Source organism: Neoalteromonas facilis (assembly GCF_002807665.1).
Classification (GTDB): Bacteria; Pseudomonadota; Gammaproteobacteria; order Enterobacterales; family Alteromonadaceae; genus Alteromonas_E; species Alteromonas_E facilis.
In genome coordinates, this window is the sequence record NZ_PEAY01000001.1 from 69,040 (window position 1) to 84,200 (window position 15,161).

The 15,161-nt window shown below is 44.9% G+C and carries 15 protein-coding genes and 1 other RNA gene; 5 read left to right on the forward strand and 11 right to left on the reverse strand.

The genetic code is table 11. The features are described from left to right. Positions 1-87: 87 nt before the first annotated feature. From CSH93_RS00310 to CSH93_RS00345, 8 genes are all read right to left on the reverse strand, one after another. Positions 88-1,281: an AAA family ATPase gene (locus CSH93_RS00310; RefSeq protein ID WP_100640736.1), complete on the reverse strand. Its 1,194-nt coding sequence runs from the start codon at positions 1,279-1,281 to the stop codon at positions 88-90. A gap of 6 nt (positions 1,282-1,287) precedes the next feature. Beyond that, positions 1,288-1,800 carry a hypothetical protein gene (locus CSH93_RS00315; RefSeq protein WP_100640738.1) on the reverse strand — a complete coding sequence of 171 codons (513 nt, stop codon included), beginning with the start codon at positions 1,798-1,800 and terminating at the stop codon, positions 1,288-1,290. Positions 1,801-1,818: 18 nt separating this feature from the next. After that, entirely contained in the window at positions 1,819-2,001 is a 183-nt protein-coding gene (locus tag CSH93_RS00320) for a helix-turn-helix transcriptional regulator (protein WP_100640740.1), read from the reverse strand. Between the two features lie 127 nt (positions 2,002-2,128). After that, the gene (locus CSH93_RS00325) at positions 2,129-2,431 is read right to left on the reverse strand and encodes a hypothetical protein (protein ID WP_100640742.1); all 303 of its coding nucleotides are present in this window, start codon (positions 2,429-2,431) and stop codon (positions 2,129-2,131) included. Further along, positions 2,428-3,636 carry a tyrosine-type recombinase/integrase gene (locus tag CSH93_RS00330; protein ID WP_100640744.1) on the reverse strand — a complete coding sequence of 403 codons (1,209 nt, stop codon included), beginning with the start codon at positions 3,634-3,636 and terminating at the stop codon, positions 2,428-2,430. Before CSH93_RS00330 ends, CSH93_RS00325 begins: the two co-directional genes overlap by 4 nt. 175 nt (positions 3,637-3,811) lie before the next feature. Next, positions 3,812-4,172: a transfer-messenger RNA gene (gene ssrA / locus CSH93_RS00335) on the reverse strand. Positions 4,173-4,235: 63 nt separating this feature from the next. Then, positions 4,236-4,874 carry a DUF642 domain-containing protein gene (locus tag CSH93_RS00340; protein WP_100640746.1) on the reverse strand — a complete coding sequence of 213 codons (639 nt, stop codon included), beginning with the start codon at positions 4,872-4,874 and terminating at the stop codon, positions 4,236-4,238. 101 nt (positions 4,875-4,975) lie between these two features. After that, a complete protein-coding gene (locus CSH93_RS00345; RefSeq protein WP_100640748.1) occupies positions 4,976-5,398 on the reverse strand; it encodes a MerR family transcriptional regulator in 423 nt (140 codons plus the stop codon). A gap of 44 nt (positions 5,399-5,442) precedes the next feature. On the opposite strand from CSH93_RS00345, the gene CSH93_RS00350 reads away from it, so the two are divergent. Next, complete coding sequence (locus CSH93_RS00350) at positions 5,443-6,711, forward strand: NADH:flavin oxidoreductase/NADH oxidase family protein (protein WP_420807230.1); 1,269 nt, start codon at positions 5,443-5,445, stop codon at positions 6,709-6,711. 18 nt (positions 6,712-6,729) lie between these two features. On the opposite strand, the gene smpB is transcribed toward CSH93_RS00350, so the two are convergent. Next, positions 6,730-7,200 carry an SsrA-binding protein SmpB gene (gene smpB, locus CSH93_RS00355; RefSeq protein WP_100640751.1) on the reverse strand — a complete coding sequence of 157 codons (471 nt, stop codon included), beginning with the start codon at positions 7,198-7,200 and terminating at the stop codon, positions 6,730-6,732. 131 nt (positions 7,201-7,331) lie between these two features. On the opposite strand from smpB, the gene CSH93_RS00360 reads away from it, so the two are divergent. After that, on the forward strand, positions 7,332-7,763 hold the full coding sequence (locus CSH93_RS00360; protein WP_100640754.1) for a type II toxin-antitoxin system RatA family toxin: 432 nt from the start codon (positions 7,332-7,334) through the stop codon (positions 7,761-7,763). Next, positions 7,763-8,104, forward strand: coding sequence for an RnfH family protein (locus tag CSH93_RS00365; RefSeq protein WP_100640756.1), 342 nt, complete (start codon positions 7,763-7,765; stop codon positions 8,102-8,104). Before CSH93_RS00360 ends, CSH93_RS00365 begins: the two co-directional genes overlap by 1 nt. 64 nt (positions 8,105-8,168) lie before the next feature. Here the strand turns inward: CSH93_RS00365 and ppsR are convergent, their stop codons facing one another. Then, on the reverse strand, positions 8,169-8,981 hold the full coding sequence (ppsR, locus tag CSH93_RS00370) for a posphoenolpyruvate synthetase regulatory kinase/phosphorylase PpsR (protein WP_100640758.1): 813 nt from the start codon (positions 8,979-8,981) through the stop codon (positions 8,169-8,171). A 182-nt stretch (positions 8,982-9,163) separates the two neighbouring features. Here ppsR and ppsA point away from each other — a divergent pair, with 182 nt between their 5' ends. Then, a complete protein-coding gene (ppsA, locus tag CSH93_RS00375) occupies positions 9,164-11,536 on the forward strand; it encodes a phosphoenolpyruvate synthase (protein WP_100640760.1) in 2,373 nt (790 codons plus the stop codon). A gap of 145 nt (positions 11,537-11,681) precedes the next feature. On the opposite strand, the gene CSH93_RS00380 is transcribed toward ppsA, so the two are convergent. Then, positions 11,682-11,897 carry a PGPGW domain-containing protein gene (locus tag CSH93_RS00380; protein ID WP_100640762.1) on the reverse strand — a complete coding sequence of 72 codons (216 nt, stop codon included), beginning with the start codon at positions 11,895-11,897 and terminating at the stop codon, positions 11,682-11,684. A 216-nt stretch (positions 11,898-12,113) separates the two neighbouring features. On the opposite strand from CSH93_RS00380, the gene ydiJ reads away from it, so the two are divergent. Further along, positions 12,114-15,155, forward strand: a complete 3,042-nt coding sequence (gene ydiJ, locus CSH93_RS00385; RefSeq protein WP_205663199.1) for a D-2-hydroxyglutarate dehydrogenase YdiJ — start codon at positions 12,114-12,116, stop codon at positions 15,153-15,155. Positions 15,156-15,161: the final 6 nt, after the last annotated feature.

The window sequence follows — 15,161 nt, forward strand, 5'->3', positions numbered from 1 at the left end:
AAACTGAATAACTGCATATCTGCAAAACCAGAGATTGCTGGCGCTTAATGCTGACGAGGCTTCGATTCCAGCTACCCAGATATTCAGCTATTCAGGGTGCAAGCCCTGATAGTTGGTGTCATCTTGCTCAATACAGGTGTACACATACTTATTGTGCTCACGCGCCTCTTTCTTCCATCTATGACCAAGTATCCATAGGTTACCAGTTCGCTCTTCCAGAACATTGCGAACCACTCTTGTGCTAGCGCCGCTTAACTCGTTAGCGCGTTTTACAATCAGCGACTTTGAGTTGACACCTTCATCAATGAGTTTGCGTATACAGTTAATCAGTGGCGCATCGTTAAATAGCTTTTGCTGTTCAGCCAGTTGGTCTTTCTGCTCTTCAAATATATCTGCGTCGACCCGCTGAACAGAGTTGAGCAACTCTACGTACGCTTGCCCTTTCTGCTTGCGGTACGTGAAGCCCACTTTATCTTCGACGTCACCTCGCGCTTTGCTGTTTTGAAATTCAACAGTCTGCAATGCATCATCGGGTGCTGACAGCTTTTCAATAATGAATACACAGTCAGAATCGTCTCTAATGTCGGATGTACCGCTGTAAACTGACTTTCCTTCCGCATTTTTGTGCTTATTGGTATGAGCTAGCGCTATCAGCGTTCCGCCATTCGAAACAAATGCGCGAGCGGTTGCGCCAAAGTTGCTGGCCTCCTGCTTGTTCATTAAGTCAGTAAACTTCTTAAGTGTATCCAAGATGATAACAGTGCCACTCGCTTGACCGTTTGTAGCAAGCTCACTGAGTAGGCCAACTAACCTTTGTGTGTCAAAGCCATTCTGGTGTGGTGCAAGCATGTGCACGCCGACCTTTTCAAACAACTGAACTTTTTCGACAAGCCCTCGAAAGTTGTCATCTGCATTCACATAAAATACTTTTTCACCGTCCACTTCACCGGCTTGTACCGCCTGCCTAAGTAACCATATGGTTAACAGGGTTTTACCCGTATTGGGTGAGGCATATATCGTTGTCCACTGGCCTAGTATGGCAATTCCATCTAGTACAAACCTGTCGTCGAGCAACTGCTGTTGTAGTTCACTACTTCTGCCAGTTATTGAATAGCCTATTAACTTGTCAAATGGCGTTTGCGTAATCTCATGGTGATAGTTTAAGCGGTTAGTTGATGCAGCAGGATGAACCTGCTGCACCTCCTCATTACCTAGCTTGTCGAGAGAATCGAGAAGCGCGTCTATTTCTGCCCAATCGTCATCAATAGAGGATTCATTCATTATCGATTACTCCACTGCGTCCCATTCGGGCATCATTGATGCAGCCTCTGTGAGTTTTGCTTGAATTTCCAGTAGGGTGGATTCGCTTATCTTGCTCATTATTAGAAATGAATGCGTGCCGCCCTTGTAGTTGCCGCATTCATCTGTGTAGCCGCCACCATTGTAGGGCGCGATTCGGGGCGGCACCTGAATTACTGCTAAATCGGGATGAGTGAAATTCGAAAGCTCGTTGTGGTAGGGCTCAACTAGAACGACCGGCTTTTTTACGTAGCGTCCAATGTTTACCCACCAGGATGAGGGATGGTCACAACTACCATCGGTTTTTCTAATCGCATTATAAATCCTGTCATGCTCGGGGCTTGGTATTCGAACTTCTTCTATAAGGCCTGATTCAGCCACAAACCTTCTCAGTCGCCTGCCTCGAGCGTCATACTCAGGTAGTCCTGCGTTGCACTGTACGCGAAACTCCTCATAGCTTCGACGTGTTTCAGAAAATGGTTTTTCGTTAAATTCGCTCATTGGAATATGCTCCTCGCGCTATGCGTCTTCTTTGAGTGAGGTGATTAATTGATTGATTTCGGTTTCGTCCCACGCGGAGGTGCGGCCGATTTTGACGGGTTTGGGGAATTTTCCAGATTGAATACCAGCCCACCAAGCGGACTTGCTAATAGGTAGCCTGTTAAGTACTTCCGGAAGTCGGATTAATCGTTTATTTGTCATGTCGTGCTCCTGTCGTTAAATGACGTGGAGCACTATGGAGGGGTATTGGAGTTAAATAAATGCCAAGGGATTTTGTTATGAAGAATCAGTGTTTTTTTGCTAACTTTGTACTATTTTCTGTAAACTTTTAGACTCCTGAGAATGGGCGGCTCTCTGTGTATGCGTATTTATCAATAAGAAGAATTAGCTCATTTTTCTCACTTGACCACTCCGAAGTCGTTGGATTCATTTTGTTGATGTCTTTTTTCTTGATGTAATTTGCAATGTTTGTAGCTCTCGTTATAACTCCTCTTGATTTAAGTTGGTCAAATGCTCGCCTGATGGTGGCTGTTTTGCCTTCACTCTCGATTTCAATAAACTCTTTCAGGAATGTATACTGCAACCGCATTATTATCTCTTTTGAGTACACTTTAGGTCGGCCTTTGCTCATCTTGCGTGCTCCTTTAGCGAATTTAAATAATCAGCCCACGCCTGCATCATCTCGGTGCGCTCTTTTAAAAACGATGTGCGATTATACGCTCTACCAGTCGGGTCTTTCACGGCATGTGCAAGTTGTGCTTCGATGATGTCGACTCGATAACCTAGCTTTTCATCTAGTAAAGTGCGAGCCATAGCCCTGAAGCCGTGAGGTGTAATATCGTCATTCGTGAATCCCATTGTGCGCAGCGCGGTGCGTACACCATTCTCGCTAAGTGGTCTTGATGCGCCACGAGGGCTTGGGAATACATATTTGCCATTACCAGTTAACTTATGGTGCTCGGTTAATATATCCAGCGCTTGCTTGCATAGTGGTACGAAGTGGTCAGTGTTGATTTTCTTGTTTTCTCCACCCTTGTTTGCGGGGATTTCCCAGCGCTTATCAGTCCAATTAATCTCAGACCATTCCATGTGACGGATTTCGCCGGGACGCTGAAAGAGTAAGATTGAAATCTTCAATGCAGCAATCACATTTGCGGAGCCTTGATAGTTGTTGATTGCGATAAGCAATTCTTTGATTCGTTCGCTATCAAGCAGGGTGGGAAGGTGTTTTGTGGTTTTGTTGGTCAATGCACCTTTCAAATCTTGGCTGGGGTCTCTTTCGCACTTGCCGCATGCAATGCCGAATCGAAAAACTTGACCTGCAACATTTTTTGCTCTGTGAGCTGTGTCTATTGTGCCTTTGCTTTCTATCTTCCTGAGGCATGCTAGCAATTCAGGTGCATTTATATTTTTGATTGGGCGCTCGCCAATCGCTGGAAACAAATTTTTGTCGAGTATGCGAGTTGTTCTTTCCCGATGCGTTTGCGACATACCGGTCATCTTTGACTTATACCATTCGGTAGCGACTGCCTTAAATGTATTTTGAGTTATTATGGTGCTCTCAAGCTGCTTCAGTCGTTTTGCCTCGCTCGGGTCAGTGCCTTCGGCTAGAAGGGTCCTTGCCTCTTGATGCCTTTGTCGTGCTGAGGCGAGCGTTATTTCAGGAAATGAGCCAAGTGATAAGGTTTTTCTCCGCCCAGAATGTCTGTAGTCATAGCGCCAGTGTTTGCCGCCAGTCTTTGATAGTAGTAAGTATAACCCGCCACCATCAGTTAGCTTGACTGGCCTTTCTTTAAATTTTGCTTTGGTAACAGCTGTTGCAGTTAGTTTGCCCATACAACGCCTCGTGACGGTATCGCAATCTTGATTAAACTTGTTATACCGTCAAATGTACTGTTTAAGTGACGGTATTCTGGTGGATTGCAATGGATTGTGATGGTCTAAGTATATATGAAAAAGCCCTGAAAGTCAGGGCTTGTATGGTGAAGATGGATTTCCTCGGATTTTAATTTGGTGGAGCTGGCGGGATTTGAACCCGCGTCCAGAAAGTGTCTACCGTCGGTACTACATGCTTATTTTGTCTTTTATTTAACTACTTGGAACTCCGACAAACAGGATTTCCTTGCAGCTGGCCTAATACTGTTTCGCGGTTCAACCTTAGACAAGTTTCCCTCGCTATTCCACTTTTATGACCTTCCAATTCCCCGCCTAGTGGACAGAGGCTGGGGTAGAAGGGCCTATGCCGGGTATTAAGCGGCTAGTGCGTAGTTTTCGTCGTTTGCGACTATTTAATTGCGGCTTTTTAAAGAGGCAAACCGCACCTCTGCATGCACCTAAAGCGTCTCAAATCCTGTCGAATCCTAATCAGCCCCAGACTGAACATAATAGCACAGTCTGGAAATGAGAATCTATGTAGTTTTAGATACTTAGCCTGTTTAGCGGTTTACTTGACGCTTTTTTAATCGAAGTACAAGAAGAACTGCGAATATTGCGGCCAACGCGATTGCTGGAGGCTCAGAAACTGCTTGAGATTGGCTTGGAGCACCCGTAACAATCACATTGTCGATAAAGTTACCGTAGGTACCTGCCCAAGGATTGATAGTCGAAAAGAATAACGTGGTCGTGTTAGAAACGGCCTTGAAGCTAGTATTAAAAAATGACCAGCTGCCAACCACGTGATCTGCCATCACTTGTTGGAAAAACGATGTATTACCGTTCGCTAGACTAACTTCGAATGCTTCGTCGTTTGAGCGGCGGGCACTATAGAAGAATGACAGGTTATAAATACTGCCAATATCCGTCGCGAAAGATTGCTGAATCGAAAAGCGTTGGCCGTTGTTGGCGTGTGCATTTAGCTCAGCAAATTGGCTACCATCAACCGCTTTAACGCCTAAGAAGTCATCCCAGATTTCGATATTGCTACCGGACCAACCATTTACGTCTGATGAATAAAACCAGCGCCAGGAATTAGGGTTTACATTGTTATCTTCGAAACTACCGTTACTGATCAAATTTGCTTGCGCACCTAGTGCAGTTAACATCAATACTGCGGTAGCAACTAACTTTTTCAACATGTCGTTTTTGCCTTTCTACTTACAAAATTCGCGCGATCATAACGAATTTAAGTAGAACGTTAGGTAGCATGTTTTATACGTATGTATGAGCTAGTAGCGGCTCAGGAATGCTTCTTTTTTAGGGTAAGGATTTGTTCTATATCATCGAAGTTAGCGCAATGCCCAGATGCCCATGTTGTGCCCAATAGGTTAATTAATGCGTTAATCTGTTCGTGTTGTTGATTAAGCGTTGAGATTGATTGCGAAATTGCAAGGCGCTGTCGCTTCAACGAAGCGATGATGTCGTCATGTTGCGCAGAACTCAGAGTTGTATCGCCTTCTCGCCACAACTGTGCGAGTTCGTCCAGCTTAAATCCTAATGTCTGTGCTAACTTAATCAATTTAATGCGCGCGACCGATTCTTCAGAATAAATACGATAGCCCGACGCAGTGCGGCGCACTTCTGGTAATAGCCCTATCGATTCATAATAGCGGATAGTCGATGTCTCTATGCCGACATTCTTTGCCAGTTCTCCTATACGCATTTAACACTTGACCTTAAAGTTAACTTTAAGCTTATAGTATAGACATGAATCTCGTTTTACCAAGAGCATCTATGAACAACCTGTTTGAGCCGTTTACGTTACCCAGTGGATTAACGCTAAAGAATCGTATCGTTAAAGCGGCAATGGAAGAAAATCTAGCCAATAAGTTTCATAAGCCTGATCAAAAGCTTTTCAACCTCTATGAGCAATGGGCGCAGGGTGGAGTAGGTTTGATCATTACCGGCAACGTGATGGTTGACCATTTGGCGATGACCGGCCCAGGTGGTGTCGCATTGGAAGCGGGTGATGCGCTTGAGCCATTCAAAACGCTTGTACGACATGCAAAACAAAACGATACCAAGTTGGTAATGCAAATTAATCACCCTGGTCGACAAGTGTTTAAAAAAATGGGCGGTAAGGTGCTATCACCATCCGATATCGCGCTGGATATGGGGAAACATTCAAATTTGTTCACCCAACCTAAAGCCATGACTGATGCGGAGATACTGGATGTTATTGAGCGTTTCGTAACCACGGCGACATTAGCCGAACAAGCTGGTTTTGATGGCGTGCAAGTACATGCTGCCCATGGTTATTTACTCGCACAGTTTTTATCGCCGTTAACTAATAAGCGAGACGATAAATGGGGCGGCAGTGTTGCCAATAGAGCTAGCCTGTTGCTCAGTGTTGTTGAGCGAATAAAACAAGCCTGCGCGCCTACTTTCAGCATTTCGGTTAAATTGAATTCGGCTGACTTTCAACGAGGTGGATTTGATGTCGATGATGCACAGCAAGTGGTATCGATGCTTGAAGCATATGGCATTGATTTTGTGGAATTATCTGGTGGAAGTTATGAAGCGCCCGCTATGCAGGGAAGAACGGCGGATGATCGAACATTGGCACGTGAAGCATATTTTTTAGAGTTCGCTGAACAGATAGCGCGCAAAACAACATTAAACATCATGACAACGGGGGGGGTGAGTCGCCTCGAAACGGCACAAACTGTCATTAATAGCGGTGTGTCATTGGTGGGAATGGCCAGTGCATTAGCCTTTACGCCGAATTTGGTGGAGTCGTGGCAACAATCGTCACCGGTAGATGGCGTTATTCCAAAAGTGACATGGAAAGACAAAACCTTAGCGGGCCTTGCTACCATGGCGATTATTAAACGACAGCTGCGCAGGATGAGCCAAGGGGCTTCACCTTCCCATACGGATTCTGCTTTATGGAGCTTAATTACCGATCAGATCAATCAAGCGAAACTGACTAAGCGATACCGTAAACAGCACGCTTCAGAGTTGCTAGATAAATAGGCCGGAGCACAGCGCCTGTTAGGCGCTGTGTTTCATCATGCGTTCCTTCTGACGTGCCCAGTCCCGGTCTTTTACTGCATCGCGTTTGTCATGCGACTGCTTACCTTTGGCCAAGTAAATCTCAACTTTAACCCAACAGGCTTTCCAGTACATGGCCGTTGCAACGATGGAGTAGCCTTGTCGGTCACGGGCACCCATCAATTTATCCAATTCGCGCTTATGTAATAGCAACTTGCGGTCGCGAGTTGGCTCACAAATAACGTGGCTTGAGGCTTGATTCAGCGGCTGTATATTACAACCCAGTAGATACGCTTCGCCCTTGTCGATTGTGACATAAGTATCATTTAAGCTGACTTTTCCTTCTCGAATACTTTTCACTTCCCAGCCTTGTAGTTCAATACCGGCTTCGAATTTATCTTCGAGATGAAACTCGTGTCTCGCTTTCTTATTTTTGGCAATAGTGCCCGGATTAGAATTTTTCTTTTTCATGCGCCTATTATACGTGAGTAATGTCGCTTGTCTTCTAGCAATCGAAATAAAAAAGCAAATATAAGTGCACTTTTTATCAGTCATTTTCATGCTAAACTTCACGGCTGTAATTGATAGCTTTAAGAGGTTTCATGCCGAGCATACAACGAAGTGCGTTGGTGGCTTTTAGCGCCGAGTCTATGTTTGATCTGGTGAATGATGTCAAATCATACCCTGAGTTTTTGCCAGGGTGCGCAGAAAGTCGAATTGATGAACAAACGCCCTCAATGATGAAAGCTTCTTTGTTAATAGCCAAAGCTGGCGTGAAACAATGGTTTACAACACAAAATGAGTTGATGGCGCCGCAACGCATCAATATGCAGCTGGTGGATGGACCTTTCAGTCATTTAAGCGGTGCTTGGCATTTCATTCCGCTGTCTGATTCTGCTTGTAAGATTGAACTCGATTTAACGTTTGAATTCAGCAGTCGTCTGGCTCAAGCTGCGTTTGGTAAAATTTTCAACAATATTGCCGCCAATATGGTCGATGCGTTCACCAAACGCGCCAAGCAGGTCTATGCATAATGGCTGATTTGATTAATGTTGAAGTTGCGTATGCATTGCCGGATAAACAGTCATTGCTGCCTATTGAAGTGGCAAGTGGGTGTACTGTTGAAGAGGCCATTGTTGCCAGTGGCATTTTAAAACTCTACGCCGAAATTGATTTGTCGAACAACAAAGTCGGCATTTGGAATAGAACCGCAAAGTTAACGGAAACCCTGCAACAAGGTGACCGTATCGAAATATACCGCCCTCTAATCGCCGACCCGAAAGAAGTGCGCAAACGTCGAGCCGAAAAAGCCAAGCTCGAAGGGCGTGCAGACAAAGTAACCGGTGGGCGACCGAATAAATTACGTAGTGAATAGTCTCTGTACCTGACTATTCACCATTGTCTGTTCGGTGTTGATGACTCAGTTCGATGCATCACCGTTAATATTTGCGGCGCTGCAAGCCAGTCGTCGCCAATATTTTCGCTGAAATTTCTTCAATCGAGTACTTTGTTGAATTGAGAAACGGGATCTTCTCTTTGCGATATAAGTTTTCGACTTCTCTTAATTCCATCCGGCATTGCTGCAAAGACGCATATCGGCTATTAGCCCGACGTTCAGAACGGATCTGGTGAAGACGATCAGGTGCAATCGTTAAACCAAATAATTTGTGTTTAAAGCGTTTTAAGGCGGGGGGCAGCTTCAGCATGTCACCCATATCTTCTTCGGTAAATGGGTAGTTGGCCGCTTTTATCCCGTATTGTAGGGCCAGATATAAACTGGTTGGCGTCTTGCCACTGCGCGACACACCGACCAAGATAATATCGGCCTCATTGTAGTCTTTTAGGTTTGAGCCATCGTCGTTTGCTAGAGCATAGTTAACCGCTTCTATACGAATATCATAAGTTGTTTCATGAATACTGTGGGTACGATGCTTTTCAGGCTTGGACGGCACGCCTAGCACTTTTTCAAGCGGTGCCACAAATTGATCGAGAAAGTTATAATTAATACCGACCGAAGTCGCAATAATCTTTCTCACTTCGGTATTCACGATGGTATAGAACACTAAAGGGCGTTCGCCGCTTTCTTGAAAACTTTCAGATATTTTTGTTAATACGTCGTGCGCTTGTTCTTCAGTTTCAACAAAAGGTATCGTTACGTGATTTAATTTTAGCGGGAAAAGTGACAGCAAAGCGTGCCCAAACACCTCTGCAGTAATGGCTGTACCGTCTGAAATATAAAAAGCGGTGCGCACAACATCTCCTTAACATTGTTGTAAATTAATTACAGGTGGAAATTAAATTTTACTTTGATATCAACAGCATTTTAAAATCGCTGCCAATAACAAGCAGGCCTGCAAATTTTAATAAAATGTAAGGCAGCGGTACTAAAAACACAAACCCTAAAATTTAGCAAATAATAGCCGGAGGCTTAGTAGTGCAAGAGTACGTACTTTGGTATCAGCAGTTAGGTATGCATGATGTGGGTAGAGTGGGCGGTAAAAATGCCTCTCTAGGTGAAATGATTTCTAACCTGGCTAATGCGGGTGTTCAGGTTCCCGGAGGATTCGCAACTACTGCCTCTGCGTTTAATGAGTTCCTCGATCAAAGTGGATTAGAGAAGCGTATCCACGATTTACTCGATGAACTTGATGTTGACGATGTAAACGCGTTAGCAGAAGCCGGTAAAACCATTCGTGACTGGATTATAGAGACACCTTTCCAACCAGCACTTGAATCAGCCATCAAAGAAGCGTTTGAAACACTGCAAGGTGATGCAGGTGATGAAGCCTCATTTGCTGTGCGCTCTTCAGCAACAGCAGAAGATATGCCAGATGCATCTTTCGCAGGTCAACAAGAAACGTTTTTGAACGTTAAGGGATACGATGCGGTGATGGTTGCCATCAAGCATGTGTTTGCATCATTGTTTAATGATCGTGCGATTTCTTATCGAGTACACCAAGGTTACGACCACAAAGGTGTTGCGTTATCTGCGGGTATTCAACGCATGGTGCGCAGTGACATTGCGTCATCGGGCGTTATGTTCACAATCGATACCGAGAGCGGATTTGAAGATGTTGTGTTTATCACCAGCTCATACGGATTGGGTGAGATGGTTGTTCAAGGGGCAGTAAACCCTGATGAATACTATGTGCATAAGCCAACAATGAATGCGGGAAATCCTGCCATCGTTCGTCGTAATTTGGGCAGTAAATTAGTACAAATGATCTATTCAGAAGACATGGATCATGGCAAGCAAGTTGAAATCGTCGACGTTGATAAATCACTTTCTATGCAGTTTTCGCTAACTGACGATGAAGTCATGGAGTTGGCGAAACAAGCACAGATCATTGAGCAGCACTACAAGCGTCCAATGGATATTGAGTGGGCAAAAGATGGTGTTGACGGTAAGTTGTACATCGTTCAGGCGCGTCCTGAAACGGTTCGCAGTCGTGAAGACATGCAGGTTATCGAACGCTTCCAGTTAAAAGGTAAAGCGTCTGTAATTTGTGAAGGCCGAGCTATTGGTCACAAGATCGGTGCCGGTCAAGCTAAGGTGCTCGCGTCGATTGAAGAAATGGATAAGATCCAGCCGGGTGATGTACTTGTCACGGATATGACCGACCCTGATTGGGAGCCGATCATGAAGAAGGCTGCTGCTATCGTGACAAACCGCGGTGGTAGAACGTGTCACGCCGCAATCATTGCCCGCGAGCTTGGTATTCCTGCGGTTGTCGGTTGCGGTAATGCAACGGATTCAATCCTGACTGGGGATAGCGTAACGGTTTCGTGTGCCGAAGGTGATACGGGTTATATTTATAATCAGGCGTTGGATTTTGATGTTGTCACATCTCGCATTGATTCGATGCCAGACCTGCCGATTAAAGTAATGATGAACGTGGGTAACCCTGACCGTGCATTTGATTTTGCACGATTACCAAATGCTGGCGTTGGTCTGGCGCGTTTGGAATTTATCATCAACCGTATGATTGGTGTACATCCAAAAGCGTTATTGAACTTTGATGAACAACCTGATGATCTGAAAGAAGAAATCACTGACATGATCGCGGGTTATGAATCACCGGTAGAGTTCTACATTGAGAAGTTGGTAGAAGGTATCTCTACAATTGGTGCGGCATTCTCGCCGAATAAAGTCATTGTGCGTATGTCTGATTTTAAATCAAACGAGTACTTTAACTTGGTTGGTGGTTATCAGTACGAGCCAGACGAAGAGAACCCAATGCTTGGCTTCCGTGGCGCAAGTCGTTACATCTCTGAAGATTTCCGTGATTGTTTTGCACTAGAGTGTGAAGCGATTCAGCGTGTTCGTAACAAGATGGGTTTGACCAACGTTGAGATCATGATCCCATTCGTGCGTACACTTGAGGAAGGACGCAAAGTCATTGAGTTATTAGCGGAACAAGGTTTAAAACAAGGCGAGAACGGTTTACGCGTGATCATGATGTGTGAATTACCATCTAACGCACTGTTAGCCGACGAATTCCTTGATATCTTTGACGGATTCTCAATTGGTTCAAACGATTTAACTCAGTTAACGTTAGGCTTAGACCGAGATTCAGGCGTTATCGCACACTTGTTTGATGAGCGTAATGAAGCGGTTAAAGCACTTCTTGCAATGGCTATCAAAGCCGCTAAAGCACGTGGTAAATATGTTGGTATTTGCGGTCAGGGACCATCTGATCACGAAGACTTCGCTGCGTGGCTGGTAGAGCATGGTATTGATAGTGTTTCATTGAACCCTGATACAGTGGTTGAAACCTGGTTGTACCTTGCAGAAAACCACGGTTAATTGATATTCAATCAGCATAAAAAACGCAGCTCAAGGCTGCGTTTTTTGTATGAGTAGGTCTGGGAATTGTGTTTGTTTTCTACTCGGCTAACGACACGGTATGAACAAGAACAGATTGAATACGCGCAAACACTGCAAACTAGTGTTAGCGTCTATTGAGCAGCCAAGAATCCAATTTTCGTGCGCCATTGCTCATGCCTTTTTGAGCAACCTTAAGCCATTTACGCGGTAATGCATGGTCGATACTGAGGATCACCAAGCCCATCAACACCAGCAATATTGAGCCTGGTACGATCGTAAATACAATGCCTACCGCCAGTAAACTACCGCCAAGTAGGGTGCGTGTTGTTTTTGCTAGCATATTAACTCCAAATCTAATGCGTGTATCTTAGCAGAAGATACTAAAACACTGACCTGCAGAATTGTTTCTAACTGTGTCTGTAGGGTATTCCACAGTATCCACAAATGAAAGTAAGCAAATATAGTGAAAATATCTGTAATTTTCTCCTTTGCGGTTTGGTTTTAGTGCTTACGCTAGTATACTTTGCGCTCTTTCAATTATGGAGTCACCCCGTTGATTTTGCCCGTTGTATCGCCGGAAAGCACTGTTACTCAAGAATACCTAGATTATCTTGATGCGCTTCGAGCATCGGCATTCTGTGGTGATATTGAACATCGTTATTCAAGTCGATTGGCGGTGGCGACGGATAACTCAATTTATCAACGCATGCCCCAAGCTGTGGTATATCCCCGCAGCATTGAAGATTTGCAATGTATTGGTCAATTAGCCAGTACTAAACCTGAAATCAAGTTTTCAGCGAGAGGCGGCGGCACTGGTACGAATGGCCAATCATTGACCCAAGGGATCGTGGTCGACATAAGCCGCTATTTAAACCAAGTCATTGAGATCAATGTTGACGAGCGTTGGGTTCGCGTTCAAGCGGGCGTCGTTAAAGACGCATTGAATGATTTCCTCAGGCCTTATGGTTTCTTTTTTTCACCGGATCTGTCTACCAGTAATCGTGCGACGTTAGGCGGAATGATTAATACCGATGCATCTGGCCAAGGTTCCTTGGTATACGGTAAAACCAGCGATCATGTTTTAGGGTTAACAGCAGTTTTGGCAAATGGTGAAATTTTAAAAACCGCGGCTGTTAGCAAGTCCGACGCGCTAAATCCCCATCAAAGTGACACACTTAACAATATCTATCAGCAAGTTGCCGATACCTGTATTGGCAAACGCGATGCGATTTTGGCTAAATTCCCTCGTTTGAATCGTTTTTTAACCGGGTATGACCTCGAGCATGCTGTAGACGAATCGTTAACGCATATTGATTTGGGCCGATTACTGACAGGCTCAGAAGGTTCTTTGGCGTTTATCGCGGAAGCCAAGCTCGATATTACACCAATCCCAAAACACAAAGCGCTCGTCAACATTAAGTACGACAGCTTTGAATCAGCGTTACGTCACGCGCCAGCGATGGTGGAAGCAAATGCTACCTCAGTGGAAACGGTGGATAGCAATGTTCTTAACTTAGCCAAAACCGATATTATTTGGGAAAGCATCAGTGAATTGATCACCGATGTACCGAACAAACCGATGCTTGGTTTGAATATGGTTGAGTACAACAGCGAAGATCAAGCGGAGATAGAGCAGCGCATTAAAGCCTTATCTGCTGCGCTCGATGACGCTATTGCCAATCAGCAATCTGGCGTTATTGGTTATCAGATCACATTTAATACTGGCGATATCAGTAAAATTTACGCTATGCGTAAGAAGGCTGTTGGGCTTTTAGGTAAAACCAAAGGCAGCCGAAAGCCGATTGCATTTGCCGAAGATACCGCAGTGCCTCCAGAAAACCTTGCCGATTTTATTCTTGAGTTTAGGGCCTTACTAGACAGTCACGGCTTGCATTACGGTATGTTCGGGCATGTTGATGCTGGCGTTTTACACGTGCGCCCAGCGCTGGATATGTGTGATCCAGAACAAGAAAAGCTAATGTTGAAAATATCCGATCAAGTCGTTGCACTTGTTGCCAAATATGGCGGCCTGATGTGGGGCGAACATGGCAAAGGGTATCGCAGTGAATATGGGCCTGCATTCTTTGGTGAGGAGTTATTCGCAGAGCTACGCAAAATTAAAGCGGCGTTTGATCCATACAACCAAATGAATCCGGGTAAAATCTGCACGCCGATTGGATCCTCCGATGAATTAGTCAAAGTCGCGGACCCTAAACGCGGACATTTAGACAGAACAATACCCGTGCATTTCAAGCAAGCGTTTGAGCCTGCAATGAGCTGCAACGGTAATGGACTTTGCTTCAATTATGATACAACGTCTCCAATGTGCCCATCGAGTAAGATAACCGGCGATAGACGACACTCGCCAAAAGGGCGGGCGACGATGATCCGGGAATGGCTGCGTTTATTGGCACAGCAAGGTGTTGATGTGAAATCGTTGGAACAAAAGGCGTTTTCCACATCCATTTGGGAGCGCTGGGTCAATACACGAAACACTTCGAAAGGCGAAGATTTCTCGCAAGAAGTGATGGAAGTAATGGATGGTTGTCTCGCCTGTAAATCCTGTAGCAGTCAATGCCCAGTCGGTGTCGACGTACCTGATTTTAGAGCTAAATTTCTGAGTATTTATTATCAGCGTTATATGCGACCGCTAAAGGATTACTTTGTTGCAAACGTTGAGCTACTAGCACCATTAATGGCTAAGTTACCGCGCATGTTTAATGCGTTACAAGGCAATGCAATTGCTCAAGCCTTGCTTGAGAAAACACTGGGCTATGTTGACACTCCTATGTTGTCTTCTCCCAACCTGGCAGCTCGAACAACGTCATTATGCGAACGTTTTTCATTGCAGGGCCTAAAGGCTATGTCAGATGCTGATCGGGCACAAAGAGTGTTGATTATTCAAGACCCATTTACTTCATTTTATGATGCTGAGGTCGTTGAGCAGTTTGCACAACTGATCAGAGCCTTAGGTCTTACGCCTGTTTTAGTGCCGTTTAATCCAAACGGTAAGCCCCAACATGTCAAAGGCTTCTTAGACCGATTTGAACGCACAGCGAAAAGAACCAGTAAGTTCTTGAATCAGTTGCACAGGCTGGGCATACCCATGGTCGGCGTCGATGCATCACTTGTGCTGTGCTACCGTGATGAATATGCCAAGCTACTAAAAGGGCAGCGTGGTGACTTCAACGTCTTGACCGTGCAAGAATGGTTGATTGACGCTATTGAGTTGCATACTGATGAAGTCAATGAAGAAGATCCCACTGTTACCTATCGTTTGTTAAGCCATTGTACCGAGAAAACCGCGTTGCCTGCTTCAGAACGTCTGTGGAAAGATATTTTTTCACGCGCGGGTTTACGCTTGGAAGCAAGCCCTGTAGGGTGTTGTGGCATGGCCGGTACGTACGGACATGAAAAACAAAATACTGATAATAGTAAAGGTATTTACCAGTTAAGTTGGCAGTCAGCAGTAACGAATACATCACCAGAAAGGGTGTTAGCGACCGGTTATTCGTGCCGCAGCCAAGTGAATCGTTATGATAATTTTAAACCTCGTCATCCGTTACAAGTGTTAGCGCAACACTTAACGTCAAAGTAAGTAGGA

Excerpts from the sequence above, each read along its gene's own strand:
- CSH93_RS00310 (WP_100640736.1), bottom strand. The coding sequence starts at position 1,281 with ATGAATGAATCCTCTATTGATGACGATTGGGCAGAAATAGACGCGCTT.
- CSH93_RS00315 (WP_100640738.1), bottom strand. The coding sequence starts at position 1,800 with ATGAGCGAATTTAACGAAAAACCATTTTCTGAAACACGTCGAAGCTAT.
- CSH93_RS00320 (WP_100640740.1), bottom strand. The coding sequence starts at position 2,001 with ATGACAAATAAACGATTAATCCGACTTCCGGAAGTACTTAACAGGCTA.
- CSH93_RS00325 (WP_100640742.1), bottom strand. The coding sequence starts at position 2,431 with ATGAGCAAAGGCCGACCTAAAGTGTACTCAAAAGAGATAATAATGCGG.
- CSH93_RS00330 (WP_100640744.1), bottom strand. The coding sequence starts at position 3,636 with ATGGGCAAACTAACTGCAACAGCTGTTACCAAAGCAAAATTTAAAGAA.
- CSH93_RS00340 (WP_100640746.1), bottom strand. The coding sequence starts at position 4,874 with ATGTTGAAAAAGTTAGTTGCTACCGCAGTATTGATGTTAACTGCACTA.
- CSH93_RS00345 (WP_100640748.1), bottom strand. The coding sequence starts at position 5,398 with ATGCGTATAGGAGAACTGGCAAAGAATGTCGGCATAGAGACATCGACT.
- CSH93_RS00350 (WP_420807230.1), top strand. The coding sequence starts at position 5,443 with ATGAATCTCGTTTTACCAAGAGCATCTATGAACAACCTGTTTGAGCCG.
- smpB (WP_100640751.1), bottom strand. The coding sequence starts at position 7,200 with ATGAAAAAGAAAAATTCTAATCCGGGCACTATTGCCAAAAATAAGAAA.
- CSH93_RS00360 (WP_100640754.1), top strand. The coding sequence starts at position 7,332 with ATGCCGAGCATACAACGAAGTGCGTTGGTGGCTTTTAGCGCCGAGTCT.
- CSH93_RS00365 (WP_100640756.1), top strand. The coding sequence starts at position 7,763 with ATGGCTGATTTGATTAATGTTGAAGTTGCGTATGCATTGCCGGATAAA.
- CSH93_RS00380 (WP_100640762.1), bottom strand. The coding sequence starts at position 11,897 with ATGCTAGCAAAAACAACACGCACCCTACTTGGCGGTAGTTTACTGGCG.